Source organism: Streptomyces griseoflavus (assembly GCF_014649995.1).
In the GTDB taxonomy this organism is placed as follows: domain Bacteria; phylum Actinomycetota; class Actinomycetes; order Streptomycetales; family Streptomycetaceae; genus Streptomyces; species Streptomyces griseoflavus.
Genome location: NZ_BMUC01000002.1, coordinates 443,377 through 467,925, shown reverse-complemented (window position 1 = coordinate 467,925; position 24,549 = coordinate 443,377). Strand labels below are relative to the sequence as shown.

Here is a 24,549-nt window from a genome sequence, read left to right as displayed (position 1 = left end):
GTACGGGCCGCCGACGGGCCGCGAACATCTGGTCGAGCGGTCATGGACGCGCCGTCCGCGGCGCGGACGTCCCCCGTCCCCGTACCGACCCCGCGGGCCGGGAACCGGGCGCGGACCCGTACCGTTAAGGGCGTGTACCGGTTTCTGCTGACGCCCCGCTGGTGGGGGATCAACGTCTTCCTGCTGCTGTCCATCCCCTTCTGCATCTTCATGGGGTCCTGGCAGCTGGGCCGGTTCGAGGACCGGGTGGACAATCACCGCGACGCCGAGGAGCGGGTCGTCTCGGACCAGCGGGAGGAGGCCCGGCCGCTGGACGGTCTGCTGCCCGTGACCAAGGCCACCTCCGGCAAGCAGACCACCGCGAGCGGCCGGTACGACACCGAGCTGCTCGTGCCCGACCGGACGGTGGACGGCGAGGACGGCTACTACGTCCTGACGCTGCTGCGCACCGACACCGGCCGCGCCCTGCCGGTCGTACGGGGATGGCTGCCCGGCGAGCCCGACCCCGCGAAGGTGCCCGCGCCGCCCTCGGGCGAGGTCACCGTCACCGGCGCGCTCCAGGCGTCCGAGACCCCGGGCAGCAACGGCGTCAGCGCCCGCGGCGGCCTGCCGGAGGGCCAGACGGCCGCGATCAGCTCGGCCTCGCTGGTCAACCTGGTGCCGTACGACGTGTACGACGCCTGGGTCACCCTCAACCGCGGGGATTCCGGCATGAAGGCGGTACCGGCGTCCGCGCCGGGCGGCACCGGGCTGGACCTGAAGGCGTTCCAGAACCTCGGCTACACCGCCGAGTGGTTCGCCTTCGTCGGCTTCGTGATCTTCATGTGGTTCCGTCTGCTGCGCCGCGAGCTGGAACTCGCCCGCGACGCGGAGCTGGGCCTCGCGGAGGAGGGGGCCGGCGACGCCGACGCCCCCCGTCAGCCGGCGGGTGCCAGCAGCCCCGTCCAGTAGACCGTCCCCGCGCACGCGTTGCCCACGGTCGTGGTGGCCGAGCCGGAGCCCGTCGACGCCGTGTAGGACACCGCCACGCTGCCCTCGGTCCCGCCGTCCGCCCGGACCGTCTGCGTCGTCGTGCCGCCTTCGGTGCCCGCCGACGCGCCGGTCGTCGTGGTCGGATCGCCCGAGGGCGTCGGGTCGGGCGAGGGCCCGCCGGTGCCGCCGCCCGGCGTACCGCCCGGGGTGGGGCAGGTCTCGGAGGGCACCCAGGCGAACCGCACCTCGTAGGCCGCGCCCGGCTCGAGGACCAGCTGCCCCGCCTCCTGGGAGGGGTCGGGCAGCCCGGCGGCCGCGTCCCCCGCCACGTGCCGTACCGAGCCCACCTTGGCGGACGAGGCGGCACCCTGCGCGGTGACGCCGACGACGCCGGGGCCGTCGACCGTGCAGCCGGCCGTGGAGACGTTGGTGACCCGGAAGGAGCCGTAGACCGCGCCCGTGGAGTCGGGAGCGGCGCTGCTCGCCGCCGCCGGGCCGAGCTGGGCGGCGGTGCATGCGGGCACCCCGGCGGACGTGCCGGCCGAGGGGTCGGCGCCCTCGGACGCGCCCGTACCGGAACCGGTGCTCGTGCCGCCCTTGTCCTCGTCCTTCTCGTCGCCCTCGGTTCCGCCGCCGACCTCGTCCGAGGAGCCGCCCGCGGTGCTCTCGCCGCCGCTGGGGTCCTTGCCGTGACCGGTGCCGCCCTGCGCCTGCGAGGCGTGGCCGACGGCCGACGGGTTGGCGTCGGAGCCGGCGGTGGTGGTGACGTGCACCAGGGCGGGGACGGCCGTGCCGACGAAGAGGGCGGCGGCGGCCATGCCGACGAGGGCCTGGCGTTTGCGTGCCCGGCGGGCGGGGACGGCCCGGCGCAGGTAGTCCAGGGTGCCGTCGCCCGGCTCCACCTCGCGCACCGCCTGCCGCAGCAGGGTGCGCAGTTCCAGCTCGTCCGAGTCGAGCCCTTCGGGGCCTCGGTCGTCCAGGCCGTGGTTCACAGTTCCGTTCCCAGCGTGCGTGTGCTTCGGCTCTTGCCCGTGCGGCGTCACGAGCCCGCGCAGCCGCGCCGGCCCGTCCCCGGTCTCCCGGGCGCCTCCGGTGTCCCGCCCGGTGCCGGTGTCCCCCGCGTCCCCAGCGTCCCGTCCGGTGCCGGTATCCCGCTCGTCGTCGGTGTCCAGGGCGTCCCCGGTCTCCGGTACGCCCTCGGTCTCCCGTCCGGCACCGGCCGTGCGGTCGGTCTCCGGCTCGCGGTCCTCGCGACCCGCGTTGCTGCCGTCGCTCATGCCGACGCCCCCATGGCCACCCGCAGCGCCGCGATGCCGCGCGAGCCGTACGCCTTGACCGAGCCCAGCGAGATGCCGAGCGTCTCGGCGACCTGAGCCTCCGTCATGTCCGCGAAGTAGCGCAGCACCAGCACCTCGCGCTGGCGGCGCTGGAGGTTCTTCATCGCCTTGATGAGGGAGTCGCGCTCCAGCTGGTCGTAGGCGCCCTCCTCCGCGCTCGCCATGTCCGGCATGGGCTTGGAGAGCAGCTTCAGGCCGAGGATGCGGCGGCGCAGCGCGGAACGGGACAGGTTGACCACCGTCTGGCGCAGATAGGCCAGGGTCTTCTCCGGGTCCCGGACGCGTTTGCGGGCGGAGTGGACGCGGATGAACGCCTCCTGGACGACGTCCTCGCACGAGGCGGTGTCGTCGAGCAGCAGCGCCGCGAGGCCGAGCAGCGAGCGGTAGTGCGCGCGGTAGGTCTCGGTGAGGTGGTCGACGGTGGTGCCGGCCGCCACGACGTCGTCGGTGCCGTCACGCTGACCGGGTATGCGGGCGGGCCGCGCTGCGGGCATGCGGGCGATCACCGGCATGCCGCCGCCGGACGCACCGGGCATGCGGGGTCGGAGAGCCTGGCGGGGCGGCCGGAGGGCCGTGCCGCGCGGCGCTGTGAAGTCGAGTACCTCAGCCACGCCAGTTGGACACGCTTCCCCCCGTAAGGGTTGTACGTGCCGGGCGTCACTTCTGCGCCGGCCGGAGCCGGCCGCCCGCCCGCGTCGGGCAGCACCACCGACAGCGCATCAAATGCCCTCATGCGACCCGCTCTTCCCCTGTGTCCCATATGAACGGACGTCCCCACGTCCGGTTCCAGACGTCCCCACGTCTGAAAGGCAGCGTCCCCGCGCCCCGGAACGGGTGACCGCAAAGACGCTCCCCGCCCTCCGCTCGGTTGCGGAGAACGGGGAGGTGAATCCTGGTGCAATCCTCGGTTGCCGTACCTGCGGTGACAAGTGGTCCAGACCGAGAACCCGGCGCGCGAGACTTACACAGATCCTACAAACGAATCCTCTGTGATCCAGAACTTTTTACTGCCCGGCCCCCACGAGCTCGGCGATCTGTGCGGTGTTGAGCGCCGCGCCCTTGCGCAGGTTGTCCCCGCACACGAACAGCTCCAGGGCCGTGGGGTCGTCCAGGGCCCGCCGTACCCGCCCGACCCAGGTCGGATCGGTGCCGACGACATCGGCGGGGGTGGGGAACTCCCCCGCGGCCGGGTTGTCGAACAGGACGACGCCGGGGGCGGTGGCGAGGATCTCGCGCGCCCTGTCGACGGTGACCTCGCCCTCGAAGCGGGCGTGCACGGTGAGGGAGTGCGTGGTGACGACGGGGACGCGGACGCAGGTGACCGCCACGGGGAGTGTGGGCAGGCCCAGGATCTTGCGGGTCTCGTCGCGGACCTTCATCTCCTCGGAGGACCAGCCGTCCTCGCGCAGCGAACCGGCCCACGGCACGACGTTCAGCGCGACCGGCTCCGCGAACGGACCGGTGTCGTCCCCCACGGCCCGCCGTACGTCGCCGGGGTGGGTCCCCAGCTCCGTGCCGGCCACCAGGGACATCTGCCGGCGCAGGGCCCGCACGCCCGCGAGTCCGGCACCGCTGACCGCCTGGTACGAGGAGACGACCAGCTCGCGCAGGCCGAACTCGGCGTGCAGCGCGCCCAGCGCGACGATCATCGACAGGGTGGTGCAGTTCGGGTTGGCGACGATCCCGCGCGGGCGCCTGCGCACGGCGTGCGGGTTGACCTCGGGCACGACGAGCGGCACGTCCGGGTCCATGCGGAAGGCGCCGGAGTTGTCGACGACCACCGCGCCCCGCGCGGCGGCGACGGGCGCCCACTGCTCGGCGACCTCGTCGGGGACGTCGAACATCGCGACGTCGACCCCGTCGAAGGCCTCCTCGGTGAGCGCCACGACCTCCACCTCTTCACCGCGCACGGCCAGTTTGCGGCCGGCCGAGCGCGGGGAGGCGATGAGCCGGATCTCGCCCCAGACGTCCGCCCGCTGGGACAGGATCTGGAGCATGACCGTGCCGACGGCCCCGGTCGCTCCCACGACCGCGAGCGTCGGCCGCCCGGAACGTCCGGGTCCCTCGGGTCGGGCCATCAGCGGCCGGTGCCTCCGTAGACCACGGCCTCGTCGCTGTCGGAGTCCAGTCCGAAGGCGGAGTGCACGGCGCGGACGGCCCCGGGCACGTCGTCCTTGCGGGTGACGACCGAGATGCGGATCTCGGACGTCGAGATCAGCTCGATGTTGACGCCGGCGTCGCTGAGCGCGGTGAAGAAGTCGGCGGTGACGCCCGGGTTGGTCTTCATGCCCGCGCCGACCAGGGAGATCTTGCCGATCTGGTCGTCGTAGCGCAGGGAGTCGAAGCCGATGGTGCCCTTGTTCTTCTCCAGGGCGTCGATGGCCTTGCGGCCCTCGGTCTTCGGGAGGGTGAAGGAGATGTCCGTCAGGCCCGTGGAGGCGGCGGACACGTTCTGCACGACCATGTCGATGTTGATCTCGGCGTCGGCGATCGTGCGGAAGATCGAAGCCGCCTCGCCGGGCTTGTCCGGCACGCCGACGACCGTGACCTTGGCCTCGGAGGTGTCGTGCGCGACACCGGAGATGAGAGCCTGCTCCACCTGCTTGTCCCCTTGCTTCGTCGGCTCGCTGCTGACCCACGTGCCCCGCAGTCCGCTGAAGGACGAGCGGACGTGGATCGGGATGTTGTACCGGCGGGCGTACTCCACACAGCGGTGGAGCAGCACCTTGGAACCGGAGGCCGCCAGTTCGAGCATGTCCTCGAACGAGATCCAGTCGATCTTCTGGGCCTTCGTCACCACGCGCGGGTCGGCGGTGAACACGCCGTCGACGTCCGTGTAGATCTCGCAGACCTCGGCGTCGAGCGCGGCGGCGAGGGCGACGGCGGTGGTGTCGGAGCCGCCGCGGCCGAGCGTGGTGATGTCCTTGGTGTCCTGGCTGACGCCCTGGAAACCGGCGACGATGGCGATGTTGCCCTCGTCCACCGAGGCCTTGATCCGGCCCGGCGTGACATCGATGATGCGGGCTTTGTTGTGGACCGAGTCGGTGATGACACCTGCCTGGCTGCCGGTGAAGCTCTGGGCGTTGTGGCCCAGGTTCTTGATCGCCATGGCCAGCAGGGCCATGGAGATCCGCTCTCCGGCAGTCAGCAGCATGTCGAGCTCCCGCCCGGCAGGGATCGGGGATACCTGCTCGGCGAGATCGATCAGCTCGTCCGTCGTGTCGCCCATCGCGGAAACCACGGCGACCACCTGGTGGCCGTTCCTCTTGGCTTCCACGATCCTCTTGGCGACGCGCTTGATGCCTTCGGCATCGGCTACGGAGGAGCCTCCGTACTTCTGCACGACAAGGCCCACGTGCGCTCCTCGCTCAGTCCGTCGTTATCCACAGTCCGCACACATATGTGTGCGCCGCGGTCGGTCAAGTCTATCGAGCGTCCGAAAAACCCCTCCGCGATATCGCATGATGAGACATCCGGCCGCTCACGCAGGGGGCTCATGCCCAACCCGGAGCACCCCACTCGGAAAAGCGACCCGCGTCACACCCGGGCCCGGCCGGCGAGGTCTCCGGGGCGGCGCCCACGAGGGCCGGCACGGGCGGGGCGGTCAGGTGACCGGGCGCATGCCCAGGGGGACTCCGATTTCCTGGACCATGACGCGGCCCGCCTCGAATTCCAGGGTGTCGTCGCCCATGCCCTGGTCGGTGTCGAGGCCGTCGAGTTCGGCGAGGGGCTGGTTCAGGCGGACGTGGGCGACCACCGACTGCAGGGCGCGCAGGGTGGCGGACGCCGTGGAGCCCCAGTTGGAGAAGTAGGAGAACTGCCACCACCACAGGGCCTCCGTGGTGCGGCCCGCCTTGTAGTGGGCCATGCCGTGGCGGAGGTCGGTGATGACGTCGGTGAGGTCGTCGGAGATACGGGCCGGGACCGGCGCCTTGCGGGGCTCGTAGGGGTCGAAGACCTCGGAGTAGACGTCGACCGGTTCGAGGAGACGGGCCAGGTTCTCGCGGAGGTGGTCCACGTCGGCCTCGGGGCCCAGGTCGGGCTCGTAGCGCTCGTCGGGGACGATGTCCTCGTGGGCGCCCAGGCGGCCGCCGGCCAGCAGGAGCTGGGAGACCTCCAGGAGGAGGAAGGGGACCGCCGAGTCGGGCTCGTCGCCCTTCGCGACCTCCGTGACGGCGACCAGGAAGCTCTCGATCTGGTCCGCGACCTGGACCGCGAAGTCGTCCGGGTTCCGGTCGGTCGCGTGCAGCGTGGCGTCAGACATCTAGGAGTCGTCTCCCCTCGAAGGCGCGGCCGAGGGTCACCTCGTCCGCGTATTCCAGGTCGCCGCCCACCGGGAGGCCGCTGGCCAGGCGGGTGACCTTCAGGCCCATGGGCTTGATCATGCGGGCGAGATACGTGGCCGTGGCCTCGCCTTCGAGGTTCGGGTCCGTGGCCAGGATGAGTTCCGTGACCGTGCCGTCGGCGAGACGGGCCAGGAGTTCCCGGATCCGCAGATCGTCCGGGCCCACCCCGTCGATCGGGCTGATCGCCCCGCCCAGCACGTGGTAGCGGCCCCGGAACTCACGGGTGCGCTCGATGGCCACCACGTCCTTGGGCTCCTCCACCACACAGATGACCGCGGGGTCGCGGCGCGCGTCGCGGCAGATGGCGCACTGCTCCTCCTGCGCCACGTTCCCGCAGGTGACGCAGAAGCGGACCTTGGCCTTGACCTCCGTCAGCGCGTGCGCGAGGCGCCGCACGTCCGTCGGTTCCGCCTGCAGGATGTGGAAGGCGATCCGCTGCGCGCTCTTGGGACCGACGCCGGGCAGCCGCCCCAGCTCGTCGATGAGGTCCTGGACCACGCCTTCGTACAACGGACTGCCGTCCTTCCCAGTGGTGCTTCAGTACGTACGGTAGAGGCCCGCGGGCCTTCTTAGTAGGGGCGTGAAGGTCAGAAGGGGAGACCGGGGATGCCTCCGCCGCCCAGGCCCTGGGCGAGCGGGCCGAGCTTCTGCTGCTGGAGGGTCTGGGCGTTCTCGTTGGCCGCCTGGACCGCCGCGACGACCAGGTCCGCGAGGGTCTCGGTGTCCTCCGGGTCCACCGCCTTCGGGTCGATCTTCAGGGCCCGCAGTTCGCCGGAGCCGGTGACGGTGGCCTTCACCAGTCCGCCGCCCGCCTGTCCCTCGACCTCCGTACGCGCGAGTTCCTCCTGCGCCTGGGCGAGGTCCTGCTGCATCTTCTGGGCCTGCTGGAGCAGCTGCTGCATGTTGGGCTGGCCACCACCGGGGATCACGATTCAGCTCCTTGGTCGGTCCGTCGGTCCGTCTATCACGGTTTTGCCGTTCGGCACGAGCCTACGTGGTCGGACCGGCCGTCGCCCCGCCACTCTTTCGAGTGAGTCCTGGAAGGGGCCCTATACCGGATGACGGCCTACTTCCGGGGGAAAGGGCGCCCGAACCCCCGGCGCCGCCACCCGTTGGGAGGTAGGAAGGTGCGGGCGCGCGAGCACGGGGCGTCACACTCCACACACGGAACGTACGCGAGGCCGGCGGGGGCGGCGGGAATCAGCAGGGGTCCGCAGGGTCGGTGCAGTAGGGAGATACCGGGTGGGTCAGCCGGAGATGCAGCCCGAGGGTCGGTCCGGGGACCGGCGGGGCGAGGAGGCGGCCGGAGAACGGCCGGGTGATCCGGCCGGGCGCGAGTTCCCGCTCGGGGACTGGGGCGACCCGGCGTCCCGGCTGGACGAGTTGTACCGGTGGGTGGAGCGCGGGGCGCTGGACACCGCCGCCTGGTACCTGGAGGACCGCGCGTGGAAGCGGCGGTGCGCGTGGGCGCTGCGGGCCGGCACCGCGGGGGGCGCGCTGGCCGGGGCGGCGCTGCCGCTGCTCGGTCTGACCGGGGTGGCCGACGGGACGGCGCCCTGGGGGTATCTGGCGCTGCTGGTGGCGGTGGCGTGTGCCGCCGGGGACCGGTTCTTCGGGATGACGTCCGGCTGGATGCGGGACGTGGCGACGGCGCAGGCCCTTCAGCGGCGGCTGCAGACGTTCCAGTTCGACTGGGCCTCGGAGTGCGTCCGCGAGGTGCTGGGGCCCACCGAGGGCACGGCGAGCGAGGCGGCCGAGCGGTGCCTCACGGTACTGAGGCGGTTCTCGGAGGACGTCACGGAGCTGGTGCGGATCGAGACGGCCGACTGGATGATGGAGTTCCGCAGCGGGGGCGCGCCACTGGGCGTGCGGACGGCGATGGCGGTCGGAGGGCGCCCGGAGGGGCCCCTCCCGCACGGTCGGCTCCCGTCGCCGCCGGGACCGGCCCGCCCCAACATGCCGCGTCAGCGCCCGCCGGAGCCGCGCTGAGCCCGGCCGTGCGCGCCCGTGAGAGTGTGCCCGCCGGAGCCGCCCGTCAGGGTGTGCCCCGCGTCCGCGGGAGTTCACCGGCGTCCGCCGACGCTCAACCAGCGCCTGGAGCAAGGGACTCGGTCAGTCCCGGGTGTAGGTGAGCTGTTCGCCGCTGCCGGTGTTCACGCGCTGCAGGGAGCCGTCGGGGAGCAGGGTGATGCGGCTGGCGGCGCCCGGGGTGCAGGAGCCGCTCGGGCCTGCGGTGACGGTGGACGGGCCGAGGTCCAGCCGTCCGCCGGAGCTGCCGGTGAGCCGGGCCTCGAAGACGCAGTGGTAGGTGCCGTTCCCGGTGGGCCCGTCGGCGACCAGGGACATCACCGTGTCGCCGATCCCGCCCTGCTGGACGGTGAGCCGGCGGTCGTGCCGCCCGCCGGCGTTGTCGATGGTGGCGGACCAGGTGCCGAGGAGGTCCGCCGGGACCGTGCCGTCCGCCGGCGCGGAGGTGGTGGGCCGCCCGGTGTCGTCCGTCCGCCGGTCGTCCGGCGCGTCCGCTCCGGTGGTCCCCGGCGCGCTGCCGGGCGTGGCGGGGGCCGACGGGTCGCCGCCGGCGCGGTCCTCGCCCGTGCCGCCGCTCATCAGCGCGTACACGGTGCCGCCCGCGGCGAGCGCGACGACCAGCGCGATCACCACGAGCAACGCGGTGGAGCGGTTGTCCCTGCGCGGCTCGGGCGCCGGCGGGTAGGCCGGGATCATCCCGGCCGGGGGCGGGCCGTACGGCGGGGTGGGGCCGGCGCCGTAGCCGTTGTACGGGTGGCCGTACGCGTGGGGCTGCGGGTGCGGGTGGGCCTGGCCGTAGGCGCCGGGCGGGGCGGGGCCGGGCGGCGGGGTGGGGCCGTTCTGCCCGTTCTGGCCGGCGACCAGGGTGGGGAGGTGGTTCGCGCCCGGCTGTCCCGGCGGGGGCGGGACCGGGGTGCCGGAGGGTGGGGGTGCCGCGGAGTCGTCGGCGGCGCGGGCGTGTTCGGGGGCGCGGGCGTGTTCGGGGGCGTCACCGGCACCGGCGTCACCGGCGGGTTCCGCCGGCGGGACCGGGTCCGCGGCCGGCGGTGTGGGCCGGCGGGGCGCTTCGGGGTCCTCCGTGTCCAGCAGCCGTACCGCGTGCCGGCCGAGCTGGGCGACCAGGGCGCCCGGCAGCCAGGGGTCGCGGGAGCGGCCGCCGACGACGGTGTCCTCCGCGCCGGTGCGTTCCAGCACCTGGTCGAGGGTGGGCCGCGCGGCCGGGTCCTTGTGCAGGCAGTCGCGTACGAGCCCGGTGAGGCCCTCGGGCATCCGCTGCAGGTCGGGTTCCTCCTGGGCGATGCGGAACATCAGGGCGTGCACCCCGCTGTTGGCGGTGCCGAAGGGCAGCGCGCCGGTCGCGGCGTAGGCGAGGACCGAGCCGAGGCAGAACACGTCGCAGGCGGGCGTGATGCGGTCGCCGCGCACCTGCTCGGGCGCCATGAACCCGGGCGAGCCGACGAGCGCGCCGGTGCGGGTCAGACCGCCGTCGGTGACCGTCTCCAGCGCCCGCGCGATCCCGAAGTCGATGACCCGCGGACCGTCGATGGTGACGAGCACGTTGGACGGTTTGAGGTCGCGGTGGACGATCCCGGCGGCGTGGATGTCCTTCAGCGCGTGTGCGAGACCGGCGGCGAGGATCCGTACCGACCGCTCGGGCAGCGCCCCGTGGTCGTGGCCGACCACCTGCTGGAGGCTCGGTCCGGCTACGTACCCGGTGGCGACCCAGGGCACGGGTGCCTCGGTGTCCGCGTCCAGCACCGGCGCGGTCCAGTCGCCGCCGACCTGGCGTGCGGCCCGCACCTCCTGGCGGAAGCGCGCCCGGAACTCCTCCTCGCGGGCCAGTTCCTCGCGGACCAGCTTCACGGCGACGGTGCGTCCCCGGTCGGAGCGGGCGAGGTAGACCTGTCCCATCCCGCCGCCGCCGAGCCGCGCCAGCAGCCGGTACGCCCCGATGTCCCGCGGATCCCCGGCCCCGAGCTTGTCCATCGCCGCGCCGCCTTCCCCCGTGCAGTGAGCAACGGATCGAGGATAGTGCGGGGCGGGTGCCCGGTGAGCGGGGTGCCGTCTACGGTTCCGTAACAGGCGGACCGATCCTGTCGAGCACCTCGGACAGCCGCTCCAGCGCCTGTACCGCCCGGTCGAGCCCGTCCTCGCCGTACTCCTCGGCGTACTCGCGCGCCAGGCGCTCGGCGAAGGCCGCGTGGCCGGGGTCGATGCGGCGGACCGCGGCGAGGCCCTCCTCGGTCGGGGCGAGGAGCTTGGCGCGCCGGTGGGCGGGATTGGGCCGGTACTCGGCCAGTCCGCCGTCGACCAGCAGATCGGCGACGCGCTGCACGCTCTGCCGGGTGATGCCCATGGTCCTGGCGATCCCGGAGACCGGCAGCGGCTCGCCGAGGACGGCACCGAGCACCTGCCGGCGGGCGGCGCTGATGCCGGCGGGCCGGGCCAGTTCCTCCGCGACCGCGAGGAACCGGCCGTTCAGCCGGAAGGTGCCGAGCGCGCCCCGGCTGAGCAGGTCCTGCTGTCGGCGGCTCACCGGCTCAGCGCCTCCTCGTACGCGGCGTAGGCGTCCGGGTCGGAGTCGTGGAACAGCCGGTACCAGGCGTCGGTCACGGTGTCGTCGTAGGCGCCGAGCAGCCGGAAGACCTCGCGGGCGAAGGCGACGGGCTCGGTCGGTCCGGCGGTGACGAGACCGCCGTCGGTGACCGCGTCCGCCTCGACGTACCGCCCGGCGCCGGCGTATCCGGTCAGGGCGAGGTAGGGGGCGGCGCCGCTGGTGTGCGCGCGGTCGTCGAGCAGCCCTTCCCGGGCGAGCCCGGCGGTGGCCCCGCAGATCGCGGCGACGGGCACACCGGCGTCGAGGAAGGCGCGGGCCGCGTGGGCGAAGGGGGCGAGGTCGTCTCCGTCGTCCCAGCGGGCGGCGCCGGGGAGGATCAGCAGGGAGCTGTCCGCGGGGCGCAGCGCGTCGAGCGCGAGGTCGGGCAGCACGCGCAGCCCGCCCATGCTGGTGACCGGTCGACAACCTGTCGCGGAAAGGCCCCGACCGCAGACAGGCCGCCGATGTCGCGGCGACGCCCGCCCCCCTTACCCTCTGCGGCATGACTCCTCAGCCGAACCCCGAGGTCGGGACCGCCGTCAAGGCCGCCGACCGTGCGCACGTGTTCCACTCCTGGTCCGCACAGGAGCTCATCGACCCGCTCGCCGTCGCCGGGGCGCAGGGGTCGTACTTCTGGGACTACGACGGCCGGCGCTACCTCGACTTCGCCAGCGGGCTCGTCTTCACGAACATCGGCTACCAGCACCCCAAGGTCGTCGCCGCGATCCAGGAGCAGGCGGCCCGGATGACGACGTTCGCGCCCGCGTTCGCCGTGGAGGCCCGCTCGGAGGCGGCCCGGCTGATCGCCGAGCGGACCCCCGGCGACCTGGACAAGGTCTTCTTCACCAACGGCGGCGCCGACGCCGTCGAGCACGCGCTGCGCATGGCGCGGCTGCACACCGGGCGTCCCAAGGTGCTCTCCGCCTACCGCTCGTACCACGGCGGCACCCAGCAGGCCGTGAACGTCACCGGTGACCCGCGCCGCTGGGCCTCCGACAGCGGCACCGCCGGGGTCGTGCGCTTCTGGGCTCCGTTCCTGTACCGCTCGCGCTTCCACGCCGAGACCGAGGAGCAGGAGTGCGCGCGGGCCCTGGAGCACCTGGAGACGACGATCGCCTTCGAGGGGCCGTCGACCATCGCCGCGATCATCCTGGAGACGATCCCGGGAACGGCCGGGATCATGCCGCCGCCCGCCGGTTACCTCGCCGGCGTCCGCGCACTGTGCGACACGTACGGCATCGTCCTCGTCCTCGACGAGGTCATGGCCGGCTTCGGACGGACCGGCACGTGGTTCGCGGCCGACCTGTACGACGTCGTCCCGGACCTGATGACCTTCGCCAAGGGCGTGAACTCCGGCTATGTGCCGCTCGGCGGTGTCGCCGTCTCGGGGGCGGTGGCCGAGACGTTCGCCAAGCGGCCGTACCCGGGCGGTCTGACCTACTCGGGACACCCGCTGGCCTGTGCCGCCGCCGTCGCGACGATCAACGTGATGGAGGAGGAGGGGGTCGTCGCGGGCGCGGCGGCCCTCGGCGCGTCCGTCGTGGAACCCGGGCTGCGCGCACTGGCCGAGCGGCACCCCTGTGTGGGCGAGGTGCGCGGCGTGGGCATGTTCTGGGCGCTGGAGCTGGTGCGCGACCGGGAGACCCGGGAGCCGCTGGTCCCGTACAACGCGTCCGGTGAGGCGAACGCCCCGATGGCGGCCTTCGCCGCCGCCGCGAAGGAGGCCGGCATCTGGCCCTTCGTGAACATGAACCGCACGCACGTGGTGCCGCCGTGCAACGCGAGCGAGGCCGAGCTGAAGGAAGGGCTGGCGGCGCTGGACGCGGCCCTGACCGTCGCGGACGGCTACGTGGCGTAACCGGCGGGACGGGCCGGGACGACCCGGTACGGGGCGGGCGCGGGACGGTCTCCGTCCCGCGCCCGTTCGAACATCCGCGCCCACCCGAAGGCGTAAGGTGGCGTGCCCGTGCCCCCTGCGGCGCGCACGCCACTCGAACGCGACGAGGGAGACGCCCCGACCATGCCCGGCATCACCGGCACCGGCGCAGTGACCCGCAGCACCCTGCGGCAGCAGATCGCCGACGCGCTCCGTGACGAGGTGCTGGCCGGGCGGCTCCAGCCGGGGCAGGCGTTCACCGTGAAGGAGATCGCCGAGCAGTACGGGGTGTCCGCGACGCCCGTCCGCGAGGCGCTGGTCGACCTGACGGCGCAGGGGCTGCTCGACGCCGACCAGCACCGCGGTTTCCAGGTGCGCGCGTACTCCGCCGACGACTTCCGCGGCATGGTGGAGGCCCGCCGTCTCGTCATCGACGGGATGTTCCGGGCACTGTCCGCCGGTCACCCGGCCTCTCTCCTGCCGGACGAGCCCCGGGTCGCCGTCGCCCTCGCCGGGGTGCGCAGGCGCGGCGAGGAGGCCCAGCGCGCGGCCCTCGCCGGTGAGGTCACCGTCCTCATCGGCTACGACCTGCGCTTCTGGCGCGAGCTGACCGCCGTGTTCGGCAACCCGCACCTCACCGACTTCCTGCACCGGCTGCGCGCCCAGGGCTGGGTGTACGCGGTGCAGCGGCTGCGGCGGCTGCCCGATGTCCGGGGGCGGCTGTGGTCCCGGCACACCGAACTGGTCGACGCGCTGGCGCGCCGTGACACCGAGGCCGCCCGTGCGATCGTCGAGGCGTACGACGCGCACTCGCTGTCCCTCGTCGAGGGGCTGACGCCCGGCGGGGATGGGTAAGGGACCCGCACCACGGGTTCCCCGCACGGGAGGCGCCCGCCGTCCCGGGCCCGGTTACCCTTCCCTGACCGGGGCGACCACCTCGTCCACCCCGACGACCGCGCGCTGCGAGGAGCCCTCTTTTGGCCTGTGACCTGTGGCTGGTACCGCTCGTCGACGTGTTGTGCCACACGCCCGACAACCCCTTCGCCGAGGAACTCGCACAGTACAACGCGGTGCTGGCCGAGGCGGGACTCCCCCCGGTGCCGGTGTACCAGTACATGCCGGGACTGACCGGCGAGGTGGCCCCGGTCGCGGGGTTCGACTACGACGCGCTGCACTTCCTGCGGCGCGTGTACCTGCTCCAGGTGTGCGGTTTCCCGGTCACGCCGGTGGACGAACTCGGCGGCGACTACGAGCAGTTGCTGGAGATGTTCGAGGCGACGGCCCAGCAGTCGCACCTGGTGTGGCACTACGACCACGCGGGCGCGTACGTCCCCGTCGACTTCCCCGGCCCCCTCTCCAGCGACGAACTCCTCGCGGGTGGAGGCCCGTTGGGTTCCTCCCACGCGCTGCTGCGCGAACTGGAGCTGGTCGCCCCGTCGATCGGCATCGACCCGGCGAACCCCCCGGCGGCTCCCGAGCCGCCGCGCGGTCCGACGGAGCTGGAGGAGCCGGCCGTCCCCGCCCCGTACGACCCCAGCCCCTTCGCCCGCGAGCGTCACGTCTGGCTGGGCCTGCACGCGGCGGCGACCCGGAGCCTGGCGCAGGGCTCGATGATCGTGTTCAGCTGACTCCGCCCGGGCTCGCCCCCGGGGAGAGCCCCTTCCGCGGGTCCTCCGCGTTCATGACGGGGCCGGCCGGGGCCGTGACGGCGAAGCCACCGGCGCCGTCCCCTGCCGGGGGGCACCGGTGGCTTCGCCGTGGACGGGCCGTTCTACAGGAACGAGTTGATCTCGATCGTCTCGTCGCGGCCCGGGCCCACGCCGATCGCGGAGATCGGGGCGCCGGACATCTCCTCCAGGGCCTTGACGTACGCCTGGGCGTTCTTCGGGAGGTCGGAGAACGACTTCGCCTTGCTGATGTCCTCGCTCCAGCCGGGGAGCATCTCGTAGACCGGCTTCGCGTGGTGGAAGTCGGACTGCGAGTAGGGCAGCTCCTCGACGCGCTTGCCGTCGATCTCGTAGGCGACGCAGACCGGGATCTGCTCCCAGCCGGTGAGGACGTCGAGCTTGGTGAGGAAGAAGTCGGTGAGGCCGTTGACGCGGGTGGCGTAGCGGGCGATCACCGCGTCGAACCAGCCGCAGCGGCGGTCACGGCCGGTGGTGACACCGCGCTCGCCGCCGATGCGGCGCAGCGCCTCGCCGTCCTCGTCGAACAGCTCGGTCGGGAACGGTCCCGCGCCGACGCGGGTGGTGTACGCCTTCAGGATGCCGATGACCCGGCTGATCTTCGTCGGGCCGACGCCCGCGCCCGTGCAGGCGCCGCCCGCGGTCGGGTTGGACGAGGTGACGAAGGGGTACGTGCCGTGGTCGATGTCGAGGAGCGTGCCCTGGCCGCCCTCGAAGAGGACCACCTTGTCCTGCTCCAGCGCCTCGTTCAGCACCAGCACCGTGTCGGCGACGTACGGGGCGAGCTTGTCGGCGTAGCCGAGCAGTTCCCCGACCACCTGCTCCACGGCGATCGCGCGCCGGTTGTAGAGCTTGGTGAGCATCTGGTTCTTGGCGTCGAGGGCCGCCTCGACCTTCTGGGTGAGGATCGACTCGTCGTAGAGGTCCTGGACGCGGATGCCGACGCGGTTGATCTTGTCGGCGTAGGTCGGGCCGATGCCCCGGCCGGTGGTCCCGATCTTGCGCTTGCCGAGGAAGCGCTCGGTCACCTTGTCCACCGTCACGTTGTACGGCGTGATGATGTGAGCGTTTCCGCTGATCAGGAGCTTCGACGTGTCGACGCCTCGCTCGTTCAGACCGCTCAGCTCGGAGAGCAGGACCGACGGGTCGACGACGACGCCGTTGCCGATGACCGGCGTGCAGCCGGGAGACAGGATTCCGGAAGGGAGCAGGTGGAGGGCGTACTTCTGATCGCCCACGACTACCGTGTGGCCGGCGTTGTTGCCGCCTTGGTAGCGCACCACATAGTCGACGGAGCCACCGAGCAGGTCCGTCGCCTTTCCCTTGCCTTCGTCACCCCACTGAGCACCGAGCAGCACAAGTGCGGGCACGCGCGTACACCCCTTCCGGGCGGGGCATGTCCAAGGTCAAGGGCGCGTACGGAGGATCACCGCCGTGTGCACCGCGCGACCACCGTTGGCCGCCGACCGTCGGACCGGATGCCCCGGAATAGACGAAGCCCCAGGCGCAACAGCGCAAGGGGCTCTTGCACAAAGATGCTACCCGAGGAAGCGAGGCATGGCCGAGGTGGCGACTTCCAGGACCTTTTCCGCGACGTCCGATCAGCTCCTGGTAGTCGTCGATCCGGTCGCCCGGCGGGCGGACGGCGAGTCCGTCCGGATCGCCAAGGACGTGATCGGCGCGGGTGCGGCGGGCACGAAGGTGTGCCTGCCGGACGGTCCGGAGGAGTTCGCGCGGGCGCTGGCCCGGCGCGGGTCGCGGCGTCCGGTGGTGGTCGGTGACGACCGGGCGCTGGTGCGGGCGGTGGAGCTGCTGCACCGGCAGCGGGAGCTGGCCGCGTGCGCGCTGTCCCTGGTGCCGGTGGGAGGCGCGGTCGCCCTCGCCCGGTCGCTGGGGGTGCCCACGGGGGCGGTGGCGGCGGCGCGGGCCGTGCTGGAGGGGGCGGAGCGGCGGATGGACCTGCTGGTGGACGACAGCGACGGGGTGGTGCTCGGCACGCTGCGGATCCCCCCGGTGGGGGGTGTGGCATCGGTGCGGGCGCCGGGGGCCGGGGTGGGCGGCCCGTGGCTGCGCACCTGCCGGTCGCTGGTACGGACGCTGGTGCCGGCGACGCGGCCGGCGGGCACCGTCTCGGCGCTCGAGGCGGGGCCGACGCGGCTGCGGGTGGAGGTCGACGGGGAGACGCTCGTCGACCTGGGGCAGCCGGTGGAGGGCGTCACGGTCGTGCCCGGCACCTCGGGGAGGGCCCGGGTGGAGGTGCGTCCGGCGTCGGTGGGCGCGGAGGCGTCCCCGCTGTCGGCCGAGGGCGGCACGGTGACCGTGTCGGGCGCGCACTTCCGCTACCGGGCGGACGCGGTGGTGTCGGGTCCGGTGCGGACCCGGACGTGGGTGGTGCGGGAGGGCGCCTGGGGACTGACGGTGCCGAGGAGGTAGCGGGGGTGCCGTCTCAGGGAGCGGTGAACCCGGTGGTGTCCAGGACGCAGCCGAACGGTTCGGGGATCGGCAGCTTCTCCCCGAAGGGCTTGGTGCAGCGGGCCTCGTACCCCTTGGCGGACGGCATGGAGAAGACCGTGGCCTGCTCCTCCTGCATGTCGAGGAGCAGGTAGACGGGGACGCCCGCCTTCCCGTAGGTCACGACCTTGTCCGTCAGGTCGTCGTCACGGGTGGAGGCCGAGGTCAGTCCGGCGACGAGTGACAGGGCTTCGCCGTCCAGCTCGTTGCCGGTGCTCCGGCTGGCGCTCCGGTGCGCGACGTGGATGTCCGGCCCGTACGCCCGCTCCACCCCCGGGAACACGTACAGGAAGGGCCCGTAACTGACGCGGTGCCCCTCGGGGACGTGCTGTCGAAGCTGCTCGCACACCAGCTCCATGACGTCGAGGTAGTACCCCTTCGACCACGGCGACACGACGATGTTCCCCCTGATGATCTCGGCCGCGTAGCCGTCGGGTACGTCCAGCTCGTCGAGGGTCCTCAGCAGGCCCTCGAAGCTGTCGGGCTCGGTGCCGGTTGTCGTCGGTCGCTCAGCCATGACTGTCATGATGCGCCCTCCCCGTGATGCGGACCAGCCACCACTCAGAGTATCCGATCAGTCACATGCCGGAGTCGCTTTCCGTTTCTCCTCATCCCCGCCCGAACCGCTCCTCCCGGTGCGCCCGCCAGCGGTCCATCATCGCCTCGACCTCCTTCTCCACGAACTCGAAGAAGGCCAGCGTCTCGGCCAGCCGGCGGCCCGCGGGGGTGTCCGGGCCCAGGCTGCCGACGCCCTCCCGGAGGGCCTCCTCCCAGCGTCTGATGACGGTCTCGCGGTTGGTGAGGGCCTCGTACCACTGGTCGCCGTGGACCCGGTACCGCTCCCGGCGGGAGCCGGGCTCGCGCTCACGGGAGACCATGCGCTGCCGGGCCAGGTAGCGCACCGCTCCGGACACCGCGGCCGGTGAGATCTTGAGCTGTTCGCCCAGTTGGGCCGAGGTCAGCACGCCCGTGTCGGAGGCGAGCAGGGCACCGAAGACGCGGGCGGGCATCCGCGGCAGCCCGGCTTCCACCAGTTGCGCCGCGAAGTGCTCCACGAACCGCGAGACCGCCTCCGGGTCCCGGGCCGACCCGCTGGGTTCCGCCATGATCCGACCCTCTCCCCTGCTCAGGCATCCCGGATCAGTCTAGTCAGCGTTCATACGCTTCCTTAACTTCACAAAGTTGTGAATGCCGCGTACGTTCCGAGGCATGACGAAGGCCATCACGGTGTCCGGACTCCACAAGTCGTTCGGCCGCACGCGCGCGCTCGACGGTCTCGACCTGGACGTCGAGCCGGGCGAGGTCCACGGCTTCCTGGGCCCGAACGGATCCGGCAAGTCCACCACCATCCGCGTCCTGCTCGGCCTGTTGCGCGCCGACTCGGGTGCCGTCCGGGTGCTCGGCCGCGACCCGTGGGCGGACGCCGTGGAGCTGCACCGCCGCCTCGCCTACGTCCCCGGCGACGTCGAGCTGTGGCCGGGCCTGACCGGCGGCGAGGCCATCGACCTGCTGGCCCGGCTGCGCGGCGGCCTGGACCGCAGGCGCCGCGCCGAGCTCGTCGAGCGCTTCGACCTCGATCCGACCAAGAAGGGCCGCGCCTACTCCAAGGGCAACCGGCAGAAGGTCGCCATCGTCGCCGCGCTCGCCTCCGACGCCGAACTGCTCGTCCTGGACGAGCCGACCGCGGGACTCGACCCGCTCATGGAGGTCGTCTTCCAGGACGTCATCGGCGAGGCCAAGGCAGCCGGCCGGACGGTCCTGCTCTCCAGTCACATCCTGGCCCAGGTGGAGAAGCTCGCCGACCGGGTGAGCATCATCCGGCTGGGCCGCACCGTCCAGTCCGGCAGCCTCGGCGAACTGCGCCACCTGACCCGCACCACCATCGAGGTGGAGACCGAACGGCCCGCGACCGGCCTCGCCGCCCTGCCCGGTGTCCACGGCCTGCGGACCGTCGACGAGGCCACCGGCCGGATCCGCTTCGACGTCGACGGCGGCCGGGTCGACGGCGCGGTCCGCAAGCTCACCGAGTTCGGCATCCGCAGCCTGATCAGCCACCCGCCGACCCTGGAGGAGCTGATGCTGCGCCACTACGGCGACGAACTCGCCGCCAACGGGCACGGCACCGGACGGGACACGGACGGGGAGCCGCGATGACCTCCGCGACCACCGCCCCCGGCACCCGGGCACCCGCCGCACCGGCCACGGGCGGCAACACACTGGCCGGGACACGGACACTGATCCGCTTCGCCCTGCGCCGCGACCGGGTCCGGCTCCCGGTGTGGATCGGGGCGCTGGTCCTCGCCACGCTCACCACGGCGAACAGCTTCCGGACCCTCTACGGCGACCCGCAGGACCGGGCGAACGCCGTCGCCGGTGTGGACAGCCCGGCCGGCCTGGCCCTGTCCGGCCCTAGCCACTACCTCGTCGACGACGGCTTCGGCTCCCTCCTGAGCCACCAGATGATCGGCTTCACCGCCGTCCTCGTCGGCCTCATGAGCGTGCTGACCGTCACCCGGCACACCCGCGCGGAGGAGGAGACGGGCCGCGCCGAGCTGGTGCGCTCCACCGTCGTCGGCCGCCACGCCCACCTCGCCGCCGCCCTGTCCGTCGCCGTCCTGGCCGACGTCGTCCTCGCCCTGCTCCTGGCCGCCGGCCTGACCGGGCTCGGCATGGAGGGCATCGACGCGCAGGGCTCGCTGGTCTACGGCTGCGCCCACGCCGCCGCCGGCCTCGTCTTCGCGGCCGTCGCCGCGGTCACCGTCCAGTTCACCGCCCACACGCGCGGGGCGTCCGGCATGGCGCTGGCGGTCATCGGCGCCGCCTACGTGCTGCGCGCCGCCGGCGACAGCGGGGAGAACGGCGCCCTGTCCTGGCTGTCCCCGATCGGCTGGGTGCAGCGCAGCTACCCGTACGTCGACAACCGCTGGTGGCCGCTGCTGCTGTGCCTGGTGTCCGCGGTGGCGTGCGCGGCGGCGGGGTTCGTGCTGTCCACCCGGCGCGACGTGGGCGCGGGGCTGCGCCCGGAGAAGGCGGGAGCCGCCACGGCCTCCGCCGTGCTCGCCACCCCGGTCGGCTTCGCCCTGCGCCTGCACCGCGGCATGCTGACCGGCTTCGGCACCGGCCTGTTCCTGATGGGCGCCATGTACGGGTCGATCCTCGGGGAGGCCGAGGACATGCTGGCGGGCATCGAGGAGATCGAGGAGGCCCTGGAGCGCATCGGCGGGGCGGGCGTCGCCGAGTCCTTCGCCTCGATGGTCATGGCCGTCCTGACGGTCGTGGCGGCGGTGTACGTCGTCATGGCGGCCCTGCGGCCCCGGTCGGAGGAGACGGCGGGCCGCGCCGAACCGCTCCTGGCCACCGGCCTCTCGCGCTCCCGCTGGGCCGGCGGCCACCTGGCCGTGGCGACGGGCGGCGGCACGGTCGTCCTGCTGCTGGCCGGGCTCGGCTTCGGCATCGCCGGCGCGGCCTCGACCGGTGACGCCGGGCTGCTGCCGGACCTGGTGGGCGCGGCCCTCGCGTACGCGCCCGCCCTGTGGGTCACGGCCGGGGTGGCCGCGGTGCTCTTCGGCTGGTTCCCGCGAGCGGTCCAGGCGGCCTGGATCGTGCCGGTGTACGCCTTCGTGGTCGGCTACCTCGGCCAGATCCTCCAGTTCCCGGACTGGATGGACGACCTCTCCCCGTTCGGTCACGTCCCCCGGCTGCCCGCCGCGGACATGGACTGGACTCCGCTGCTCTGGCTGACCCTGGTCGCCGCCGGGCTGATGTGGCTGGGCCTGGCGGGCTTCCGCCGGCGGGACCTCGACATGAAGTGACCGCGCCGGGCGGCCCCGCACGGGGCCGCCCGGACGCCGGCTCAGACCTCGACCGCCAGTCCTTCCAGTCCTCTGATCACGAAGTTCGGCTTCCTCGTCGGCTCCGCCGCGAGCCGCAGCGTCGGGGCCCTGTCCAGCAGGGCCGTCATGGAGGCGGCGAGTTCGATGCGGGCCAGGGGTGCGCCGATGCAGTAGTGGATGCCGGCGCTGAAGGAGATGTGGGGGTTGTCGGCGCGGGTCAGGTCGAGGCGGGAGGGGTCGGCGAAGACCGCCGGGTCGTGGTTGGCGGAGCCGAAGAGCATGGCGATCTCCGCGCCCCGCGGAATGACCTGGCCGTCGATCTCGATCTCGTCCAGGACCCAGCGCTCGAAGAGCTGCAGCGGGGTGTCGTAGCGCATCAGCTCCTCCACGGCGGAGGGGACCAGGGAGTGGTCCGCGCGCAGGGCGGCCAGCTGGTCGGGGTGGCGGAACAGCGCCCACCAGCCGTTGACCGTGGAGTTCACCGTCGCCTCGTGGCCCGCGTTGAGCAGCAGCACGCAGGTGGAGATCATCTCCTGCTCGGTGAGCCGGTCGTCGTCCTCGTCGTGGGCGGCGATCAGCCCCGAGATCAGGTCGTCGCCGGGGTTCTTCCGGCGCTCGGCGATCAGCTCGCGCAGGTAGTCCGAGAACTCGACGGACGCCCGGACGGCCTTGCGGGCCGTCTCCGCCGACGGGTTCAGCTCGTACATTCCGCAGATCTCCGCCGACCAGGGGCGCAGCGGGGCCCGGTCGGACTCCGGGATGCCCAGCATCTCGGCGATCACCGCGACCGGGAGGGGTTCGGCGACGTCGGTGAGCAGGTCGCCGCCGCCCGCGTCGACCAGCCGGGAGACCAGCTCCCCCGCGAGGCCGGTGACGTACGGCTTCAGCCGCTCCACCGTGCGCGGGGTGAACGCCTTGGACACCAGGCGCCGGATCCGGGTGTGGTCCGGCGGCTCCAGGTCGAGCATGCCGTGGTCGTTGAGGGTGTGGAACGGTTCCTGCTCGGGCGGCGGGGCCGTCCGGCCGAACTCCTCGTGGGTGAAGCGGTGCTGGTACGTCCGTCCCAGACGGCGGTCGCGCAGCAGGGCCGAGACGTCCGCGTGGTGCGCGACCAGCCACTGGTTCGTCGGCTCGAAGTACCGCACCCGGCCCTGCCCGCGCAGCTCGGCGTAGGCGGGGTAGGGGTCGGCGACGAACGCCGGGTCCCACGGGTCGAAGGCGAGGTCGTCAAGGGCTGCCATGACCGGACGGTAGCCCGGCGGCACCCCCGCTGACCAGGGTCAGCCCGGGGTGACCAGCCGCGCCTCGTAGGCGAACACCGCCGCCTGGGTGCGGTCCCTGAGGCCCAGCTTCACCAGGATGCGGCTCACGTGCGTCTTGATCGTCGACTCGGCGACCACCAGCCGCTCGGCGATCTCCGCGTTGGACAGGCCCTGCGCGATCAGCACCAGCACCTCCGTCTCCCGCTCGGTCAGGTCGCCGTACGCGGCCTGCGCCGACGGCATCAGTCGCGGCGCCTCGGACAGCTTGGAGAACTCGGTGATCAGCCGCCTGGTCACGGTGGGGGCGAGCAGCGCCTCGCCGGACGCGACGACGCGCACCCCGTCGGCGAGCTGACGGGCGGAGGCGTCCTTGAGGAGGAAGCCGGAGGCGCCCGCGCGCAGCGCCTGGTACACGTACTCGTCGAGGTCGAAGGTGGTCAGCACGAGCACCTTCGCCGCGCCGTCGGCGGCGACGATCTCCCGGGTCGCCTCGATGCCGTTCAGTTCGGGCATGCGGATGTCCATCAGGACGACGTCGGGGGCCAGTTCACGGACCCGCTCGACGGCCTCCCGGCCGTTGACCGCCTCGCCGACGACCTCGATGTCCGGCATCGCGTTGAGCAGCACCGAGAACCCCTCGCGCACCATCATCTGGTCGTCGGCGATCAGCACGCGGATGGTCATGCGTCACCTTCGATCACCGTGGCGACCGGCAGGAACACGGCGACCTCGTAGCCGCCGTCGGCGGACGGCCCGGCCGTCATCTCGCCGTTCAGCATGGCGACCCGCTCGCGCATGCCGGTGATGCCGTGACCCGCCCCCGGCGAGGGCTTCACCAGGTTCGGCTCGGGCGCCGGGCCGTTGACGACGCGGACGCCGAGCCCGCCGAGGACGTACCCGATCTCGACGCGGGCGCTCGCGCCGGGCGCGTGGCGCAGGCTGTTGCTCAGCGCCTCCTGCACGATCCGGTACGCCGACAGTTCCACCCCCTGCGGCAGCTCCCGTACCGCGCCGGTCACCACCTTCTCCACCTCCAGGCCGGCACCCCGCACGTTGACGAGGAGGGCGTCCAGGTCGGCGAGGGTGGGCTGCGGGGCGTCCGGGGCCTCGTAGTCCTCGGCGCGCACCACGCCGAGGATGCGGCGCAGTTCGGTGAGGGCGGCGACGGCGTTCTCCCGGATGGTGGCGAAGGCCCGCTCCAGCTCCGGCGGCGGGTTCTCCACCCGGTACGGCGCGGCCTCGGCCTGGATGGCGACCACCGACATGTGGTGGGCGACCACGTCGTGCAGCTCACGGGCGATGGTGGTGCGCTCCTCCAGCCGGGTGCGCCGGGAGCGTTCGTGCGCGGTGACCGTCTGCTGGGCGGTCACCTCCTGCTGGGCGATGTGCCGGACGTGCCAGAGGGAGACCACGAGCAGGGCGAGGGCGGACAGCACCATCATGGGCCCGCTGTTGGTGTAGTAGTACGAGCCGCCGAGGAAGACGTCCGAGACGAAGGCGTAGGCGGCGGTCAGCAGCCACATCCCGGCGGCGGTGCGGGGCCGGGTGCGCAGGGCCACGACGACCAGGACGCCCAGGTGGCAGACGAAGGCGCCCGGCATCCACGGCCAGTCCCCCGAGCCGCCCGTGATCACCGCGACGACCGGTGTGACCGCGAGCGACAGCCAGAACGCGCCGACCGGCCGGACCAGCGTGCAGAGCACCGGGAGCGCGCACAGCACACCGACCAGGAGAGCGGCCACGTCTCCGCCGGGCAGGCCGCTCGACAGCGTTCCGGCCGCCAGGGCGAGCAGCGCGATCGTCCCGACCACCGCGTGCGGAAGGTGTGCCGTGGCCTCCCGGAACCGGCCGGGCAGCCGGCGGAGGAACGGGCCGTCCGTGCGGCGGGGCGGCAGCGGGCGGTAGGCGAAGGGGTCACGGAACAGGTCCTGGCGCAGTCCCCGGAGGGACTGCCGGGCCAGCCGGTACTCCGGGCTGCGGGTCCCGGCCCCCTCCCGGTCGCCGCGCGGGGCGTCCCAGGGCTGCTGCTGGTGCGTCGTCTCGGTCACGCTCACACGGTAGGCCGACCGGGTGGTGGCGGTCGTCCCCGCTGAGACGGGTATC

23 protein-coding genes and 1 pseudogene are annotated in these 24,549 nt (G+C 73.0%); 8 read left to right on the top strand and 16 right to left on the bottom strand.

Features of this window, described 5'->3' with window-relative positions; all coding sequences use genetic code 11:
* Window positions 1-132 precede the first annotated feature (132 nt).
* Window positions 133-951, top strand: a complete 819-nt coding sequence (locus IE172_RS07995) for an SURF1 family protein (protein WP_190096378.1) — start codon at window positions 133-135, stop codon at window positions 949-951.
* On the opposite strand, the gene IE172_RS07990 is transcribed toward IE172_RS07995, so the two are convergent.
* The 7 genes from IE172_RS07990 to IE172_RS07960 form a co-directional block, all read right to left on the bottom strand.
* On the bottom strand, window positions 918-2,249 hold the full coding sequence (locus tag IE172_RS07990) for a hypothetical protein (protein WP_229885874.1): 1,332 nt from the start codon (window positions 2,247-2,249) through the stop codon (window positions 918-920). The genes IE172_RS07995 and IE172_RS07990 overlap by 34 nt on opposite strands.
* A complete protein-coding gene (locus IE172_RS07985) occupies window positions 2,246-2,821 on the bottom strand; it encodes a SigE family RNA polymerase sigma factor (RefSeq protein WP_190096510.1) in 576 nt (191 codons plus the stop codon). The genes IE172_RS07990 and IE172_RS07985 overlap by 4 nt, the downstream gene beginning before the upstream one ends.
* Window positions 2,822-3,313: 492 nt before the next feature.
* A complete protein-coding gene (locus IE172_RS07980) occupies window positions 3,314-4,387 on the bottom strand; it encodes an aspartate-semialdehyde dehydrogenase (RefSeq protein ID WP_190096377.1) in 1,074 nt (357 codons plus the stop codon).
* Window positions 4,387-5,664 carry an aspartate kinase gene (locus tag IE172_RS07975; protein ID WP_190096376.1) on the bottom strand — a complete coding sequence of 426 codons (1,278 nt, stop codon included), beginning with the start codon at window positions 5,662-5,664 and terminating at the stop codon, window positions 4,387-4,389. Before IE172_RS07975 ends, IE172_RS07980 begins: the two co-directional genes overlap by 1 nt.
* Window positions 5,665-5,913: 249 nt before the next feature.
* The gene (locus IE172_RS07970; RefSeq protein ID WP_190096375.1) at window positions 5,914-6,573 is read right to left on the bottom strand and encodes a DUF5063 domain-containing protein; all 660 of its coding nucleotides are present in this window, start codon (window positions 6,571-6,573) and stop codon (window positions 5,914-5,916) included.
* On the bottom strand, window positions 6,566-7,165 hold the full coding sequence (gene recR / locus IE172_RS07965) for a recombination mediator RecR (RefSeq protein ID WP_190096374.1): 600 nt from the start codon (window positions 7,163-7,165) through the stop codon (window positions 6,566-6,568). Before recR ends, IE172_RS07970 begins: the two co-directional genes overlap by 8 nt.
* Before the next feature lie 77 nt (window positions 7,166-7,242).
* Window positions 7,243-7,584, bottom strand: a complete 342-nt coding sequence (locus tag IE172_RS07960; protein ID WP_190096373.1) for a YbaB/EbfC family nucleoid-associated protein — start codon at window positions 7,582-7,584, stop codon at window positions 7,243-7,245.
* A 313-nt stretch (window positions 7,585-7,897) separates the two neighbouring features.
* On the opposite strand from IE172_RS07960, the gene IE172_RS07955 reads away from it, so the two are divergent.
* A complete protein-coding gene (locus IE172_RS07955) occupies window positions 7,898-8,644 on the top strand; it encodes an SLATT domain-containing protein (RefSeq protein ID WP_190096372.1) in 747 nt (248 codons plus the stop codon).
* A 123-nt stretch (window positions 8,645-8,767) separates the two neighbouring features.
* Here IE172_RS07955 and IE172_RS07950 read toward each other — a convergent pair whose 3' ends face one another.
* From IE172_RS07950 to IE172_RS07940, 3 genes and pseudogenes are all read right to left on the bottom strand, one after another.
* Window positions 8,768-10,669, bottom strand: a complete 1,902-nt coding sequence (locus IE172_RS07950) for a serine/threonine-protein kinase (protein WP_190096371.1) — start codon at window positions 10,667-10,669, stop codon at window positions 8,768-8,770.
* A gap of 79 nt (window positions 10,670-10,748) precedes the next feature.
* Window positions 10,749-11,219, bottom strand: coding sequence for a MarR family winged helix-turn-helix transcriptional regulator (locus IE172_RS07945; protein ID WP_190096370.1), 471 nt, complete (start codon window positions 11,217-11,219; stop codon window positions 10,749-10,751).
* Window positions 11,216-11,698 (bottom strand): annotated as a pseudogene (locus tag IE172_RS07940) (DJ-1/PfpI family protein); the annotation flags it as partial. The gene IE172_RS07945 and the pseudogene IE172_RS07940, both read right to left, overlap by 4 nt.
* Window positions 11,699-11,781: 83 nt before the next feature.
* On the opposite strand from IE172_RS07940, the gene IE172_RS07935 reads away from it, so the two are divergent.
* From IE172_RS07935 to IE172_RS07925, 3 genes are all read left to right on the top strand, one after another.
* Entirely contained in the window at window positions 11,782-13,137 is a 1,356-nt protein-coding gene (locus IE172_RS07935; protein ID WP_190096368.1) for an aspartate aminotransferase family protein, read from the top strand.
* Between the two features lie 162 nt (window positions 13,138-13,299).
* A complete protein-coding gene (locus IE172_RS07930) occupies window positions 13,300-14,010 on the top strand; it encodes a GntR family transcriptional regulator (RefSeq protein ID WP_190096367.1) in 711 nt (236 codons plus the stop codon).
* Between the two features lie 122 nt (window positions 14,011-14,132).
* A complete protein-coding gene (locus IE172_RS07925) occupies window positions 14,133-14,783 on the top strand; it encodes a putative DNA-mimic protein (protein WP_189557486.1) in 651 nt (216 codons plus the stop codon).
* 143 nt (window positions 14,784-14,926) lie between these two features.
* Here the strand turns inward: IE172_RS07925 and IE172_RS07920 are convergent, their stop codons facing one another.
* Window positions 14,927-16,210 (bottom strand): adenylosuccinate synthase, encoded by a 1,284-nt coding sequence (locus IE172_RS07920; protein ID WP_190096366.1) that lies wholly within the window; start codon window positions 16,208-16,210, stop codon window positions 14,927-14,929.
* A gap of 187 nt (window positions 16,211-16,397) precedes the next feature.
* Here IE172_RS07920 and IE172_RS07915 point away from each other — a divergent pair, with 187 nt between their 5' ends.
* A complete protein-coding gene (locus IE172_RS07915; protein ID WP_190096365.1) occupies window positions 16,398-17,273 on the top strand; it encodes a diacylglycerol kinase family protein in 876 nt (291 codons plus the stop codon).
* Between the two features lie 13 nt (window positions 17,274-17,286).
* On the opposite strand, the gene IE172_RS07910 is transcribed toward IE172_RS07915, so the two are convergent.
* The gene (locus IE172_RS07910) at window positions 17,287-17,877 is read right to left on the bottom strand and encodes a Uma2 family endonuclease (RefSeq protein WP_431986529.1); all 591 of its coding nucleotides are present in this window, start codon (window positions 17,875-17,877) and stop codon (window positions 17,287-17,289) included.
* 82 nt (window positions 17,878-17,959) lie between these two features.
* Window positions 17,960-18,457, bottom strand: a complete 498-nt coding sequence (locus IE172_RS07905; protein ID WP_190096363.1) for a GbsR/MarR family transcriptional regulator — start codon at window positions 18,455-18,457, stop codon at window positions 17,960-17,962.
* 103 nt (window positions 18,458-18,560) lie between these two features.
* Here IE172_RS07905 and IE172_RS07900 point away from each other — a divergent pair, with 103 nt between their 5' ends.
* Complete coding sequence (locus IE172_RS07900; protein WP_190096362.1) at window positions 18,561-19,505, top strand: ABC transporter ATP-binding protein; 945 nt, start codon at window positions 18,561-18,563, stop codon at window positions 19,503-19,505.
* The gene (locus tag IE172_RS07895) at window positions 19,502-21,163 is read left to right on the top strand and encodes an ABC transporter permease (RefSeq protein WP_190096361.1); all 1,662 of its coding nucleotides are present in this window, start codon (window positions 19,502-19,504) and stop codon (window positions 21,161-21,163) included. The genes IE172_RS07900 and IE172_RS07895 overlap by 4 nt, the downstream gene beginning before the upstream one ends.
* 41 nt (window positions 21,164-21,204) lie before the next feature.
* On the opposite strand, the gene IE172_RS07890 is transcribed toward IE172_RS07895, so the two are convergent.
* The 3 genes from IE172_RS07890 to IE172_RS07880 are packed head-to-tail and all read right to left on the bottom strand — an operon-like array spanning window position 21,205 to window position 24,494.
* The gene (locus IE172_RS07890; protein ID WP_190096360.1) at window positions 21,205-22,425 is read right to left on the bottom strand and encodes a cytochrome P450; all 1,221 of its coding nucleotides are present in this window, start codon (window positions 22,423-22,425) and stop codon (window positions 21,205-21,207) included.
* A gap of 39 nt (window positions 22,426-22,464) precedes the next feature.
* Window positions 22,465-23,130, bottom strand: a complete 666-nt coding sequence (locus tag IE172_RS07885; protein WP_190096359.1) for a response regulator — start codon at window positions 23,128-23,130, stop codon at window positions 22,465-22,467.
* Window positions 23,127-24,494 (bottom strand): sensor histidine kinase, encoded by a 1,368-nt coding sequence (locus IE172_RS07880; RefSeq protein WP_438817007.1) that lies wholly within the window; start codon window positions 24,492-24,494, stop codon window positions 23,127-23,129. Before IE172_RS07880 ends, IE172_RS07885 begins: the two co-directional genes overlap by 4 nt.
* Window positions 24,495-24,549: the final 55 nt, after the last annotated feature.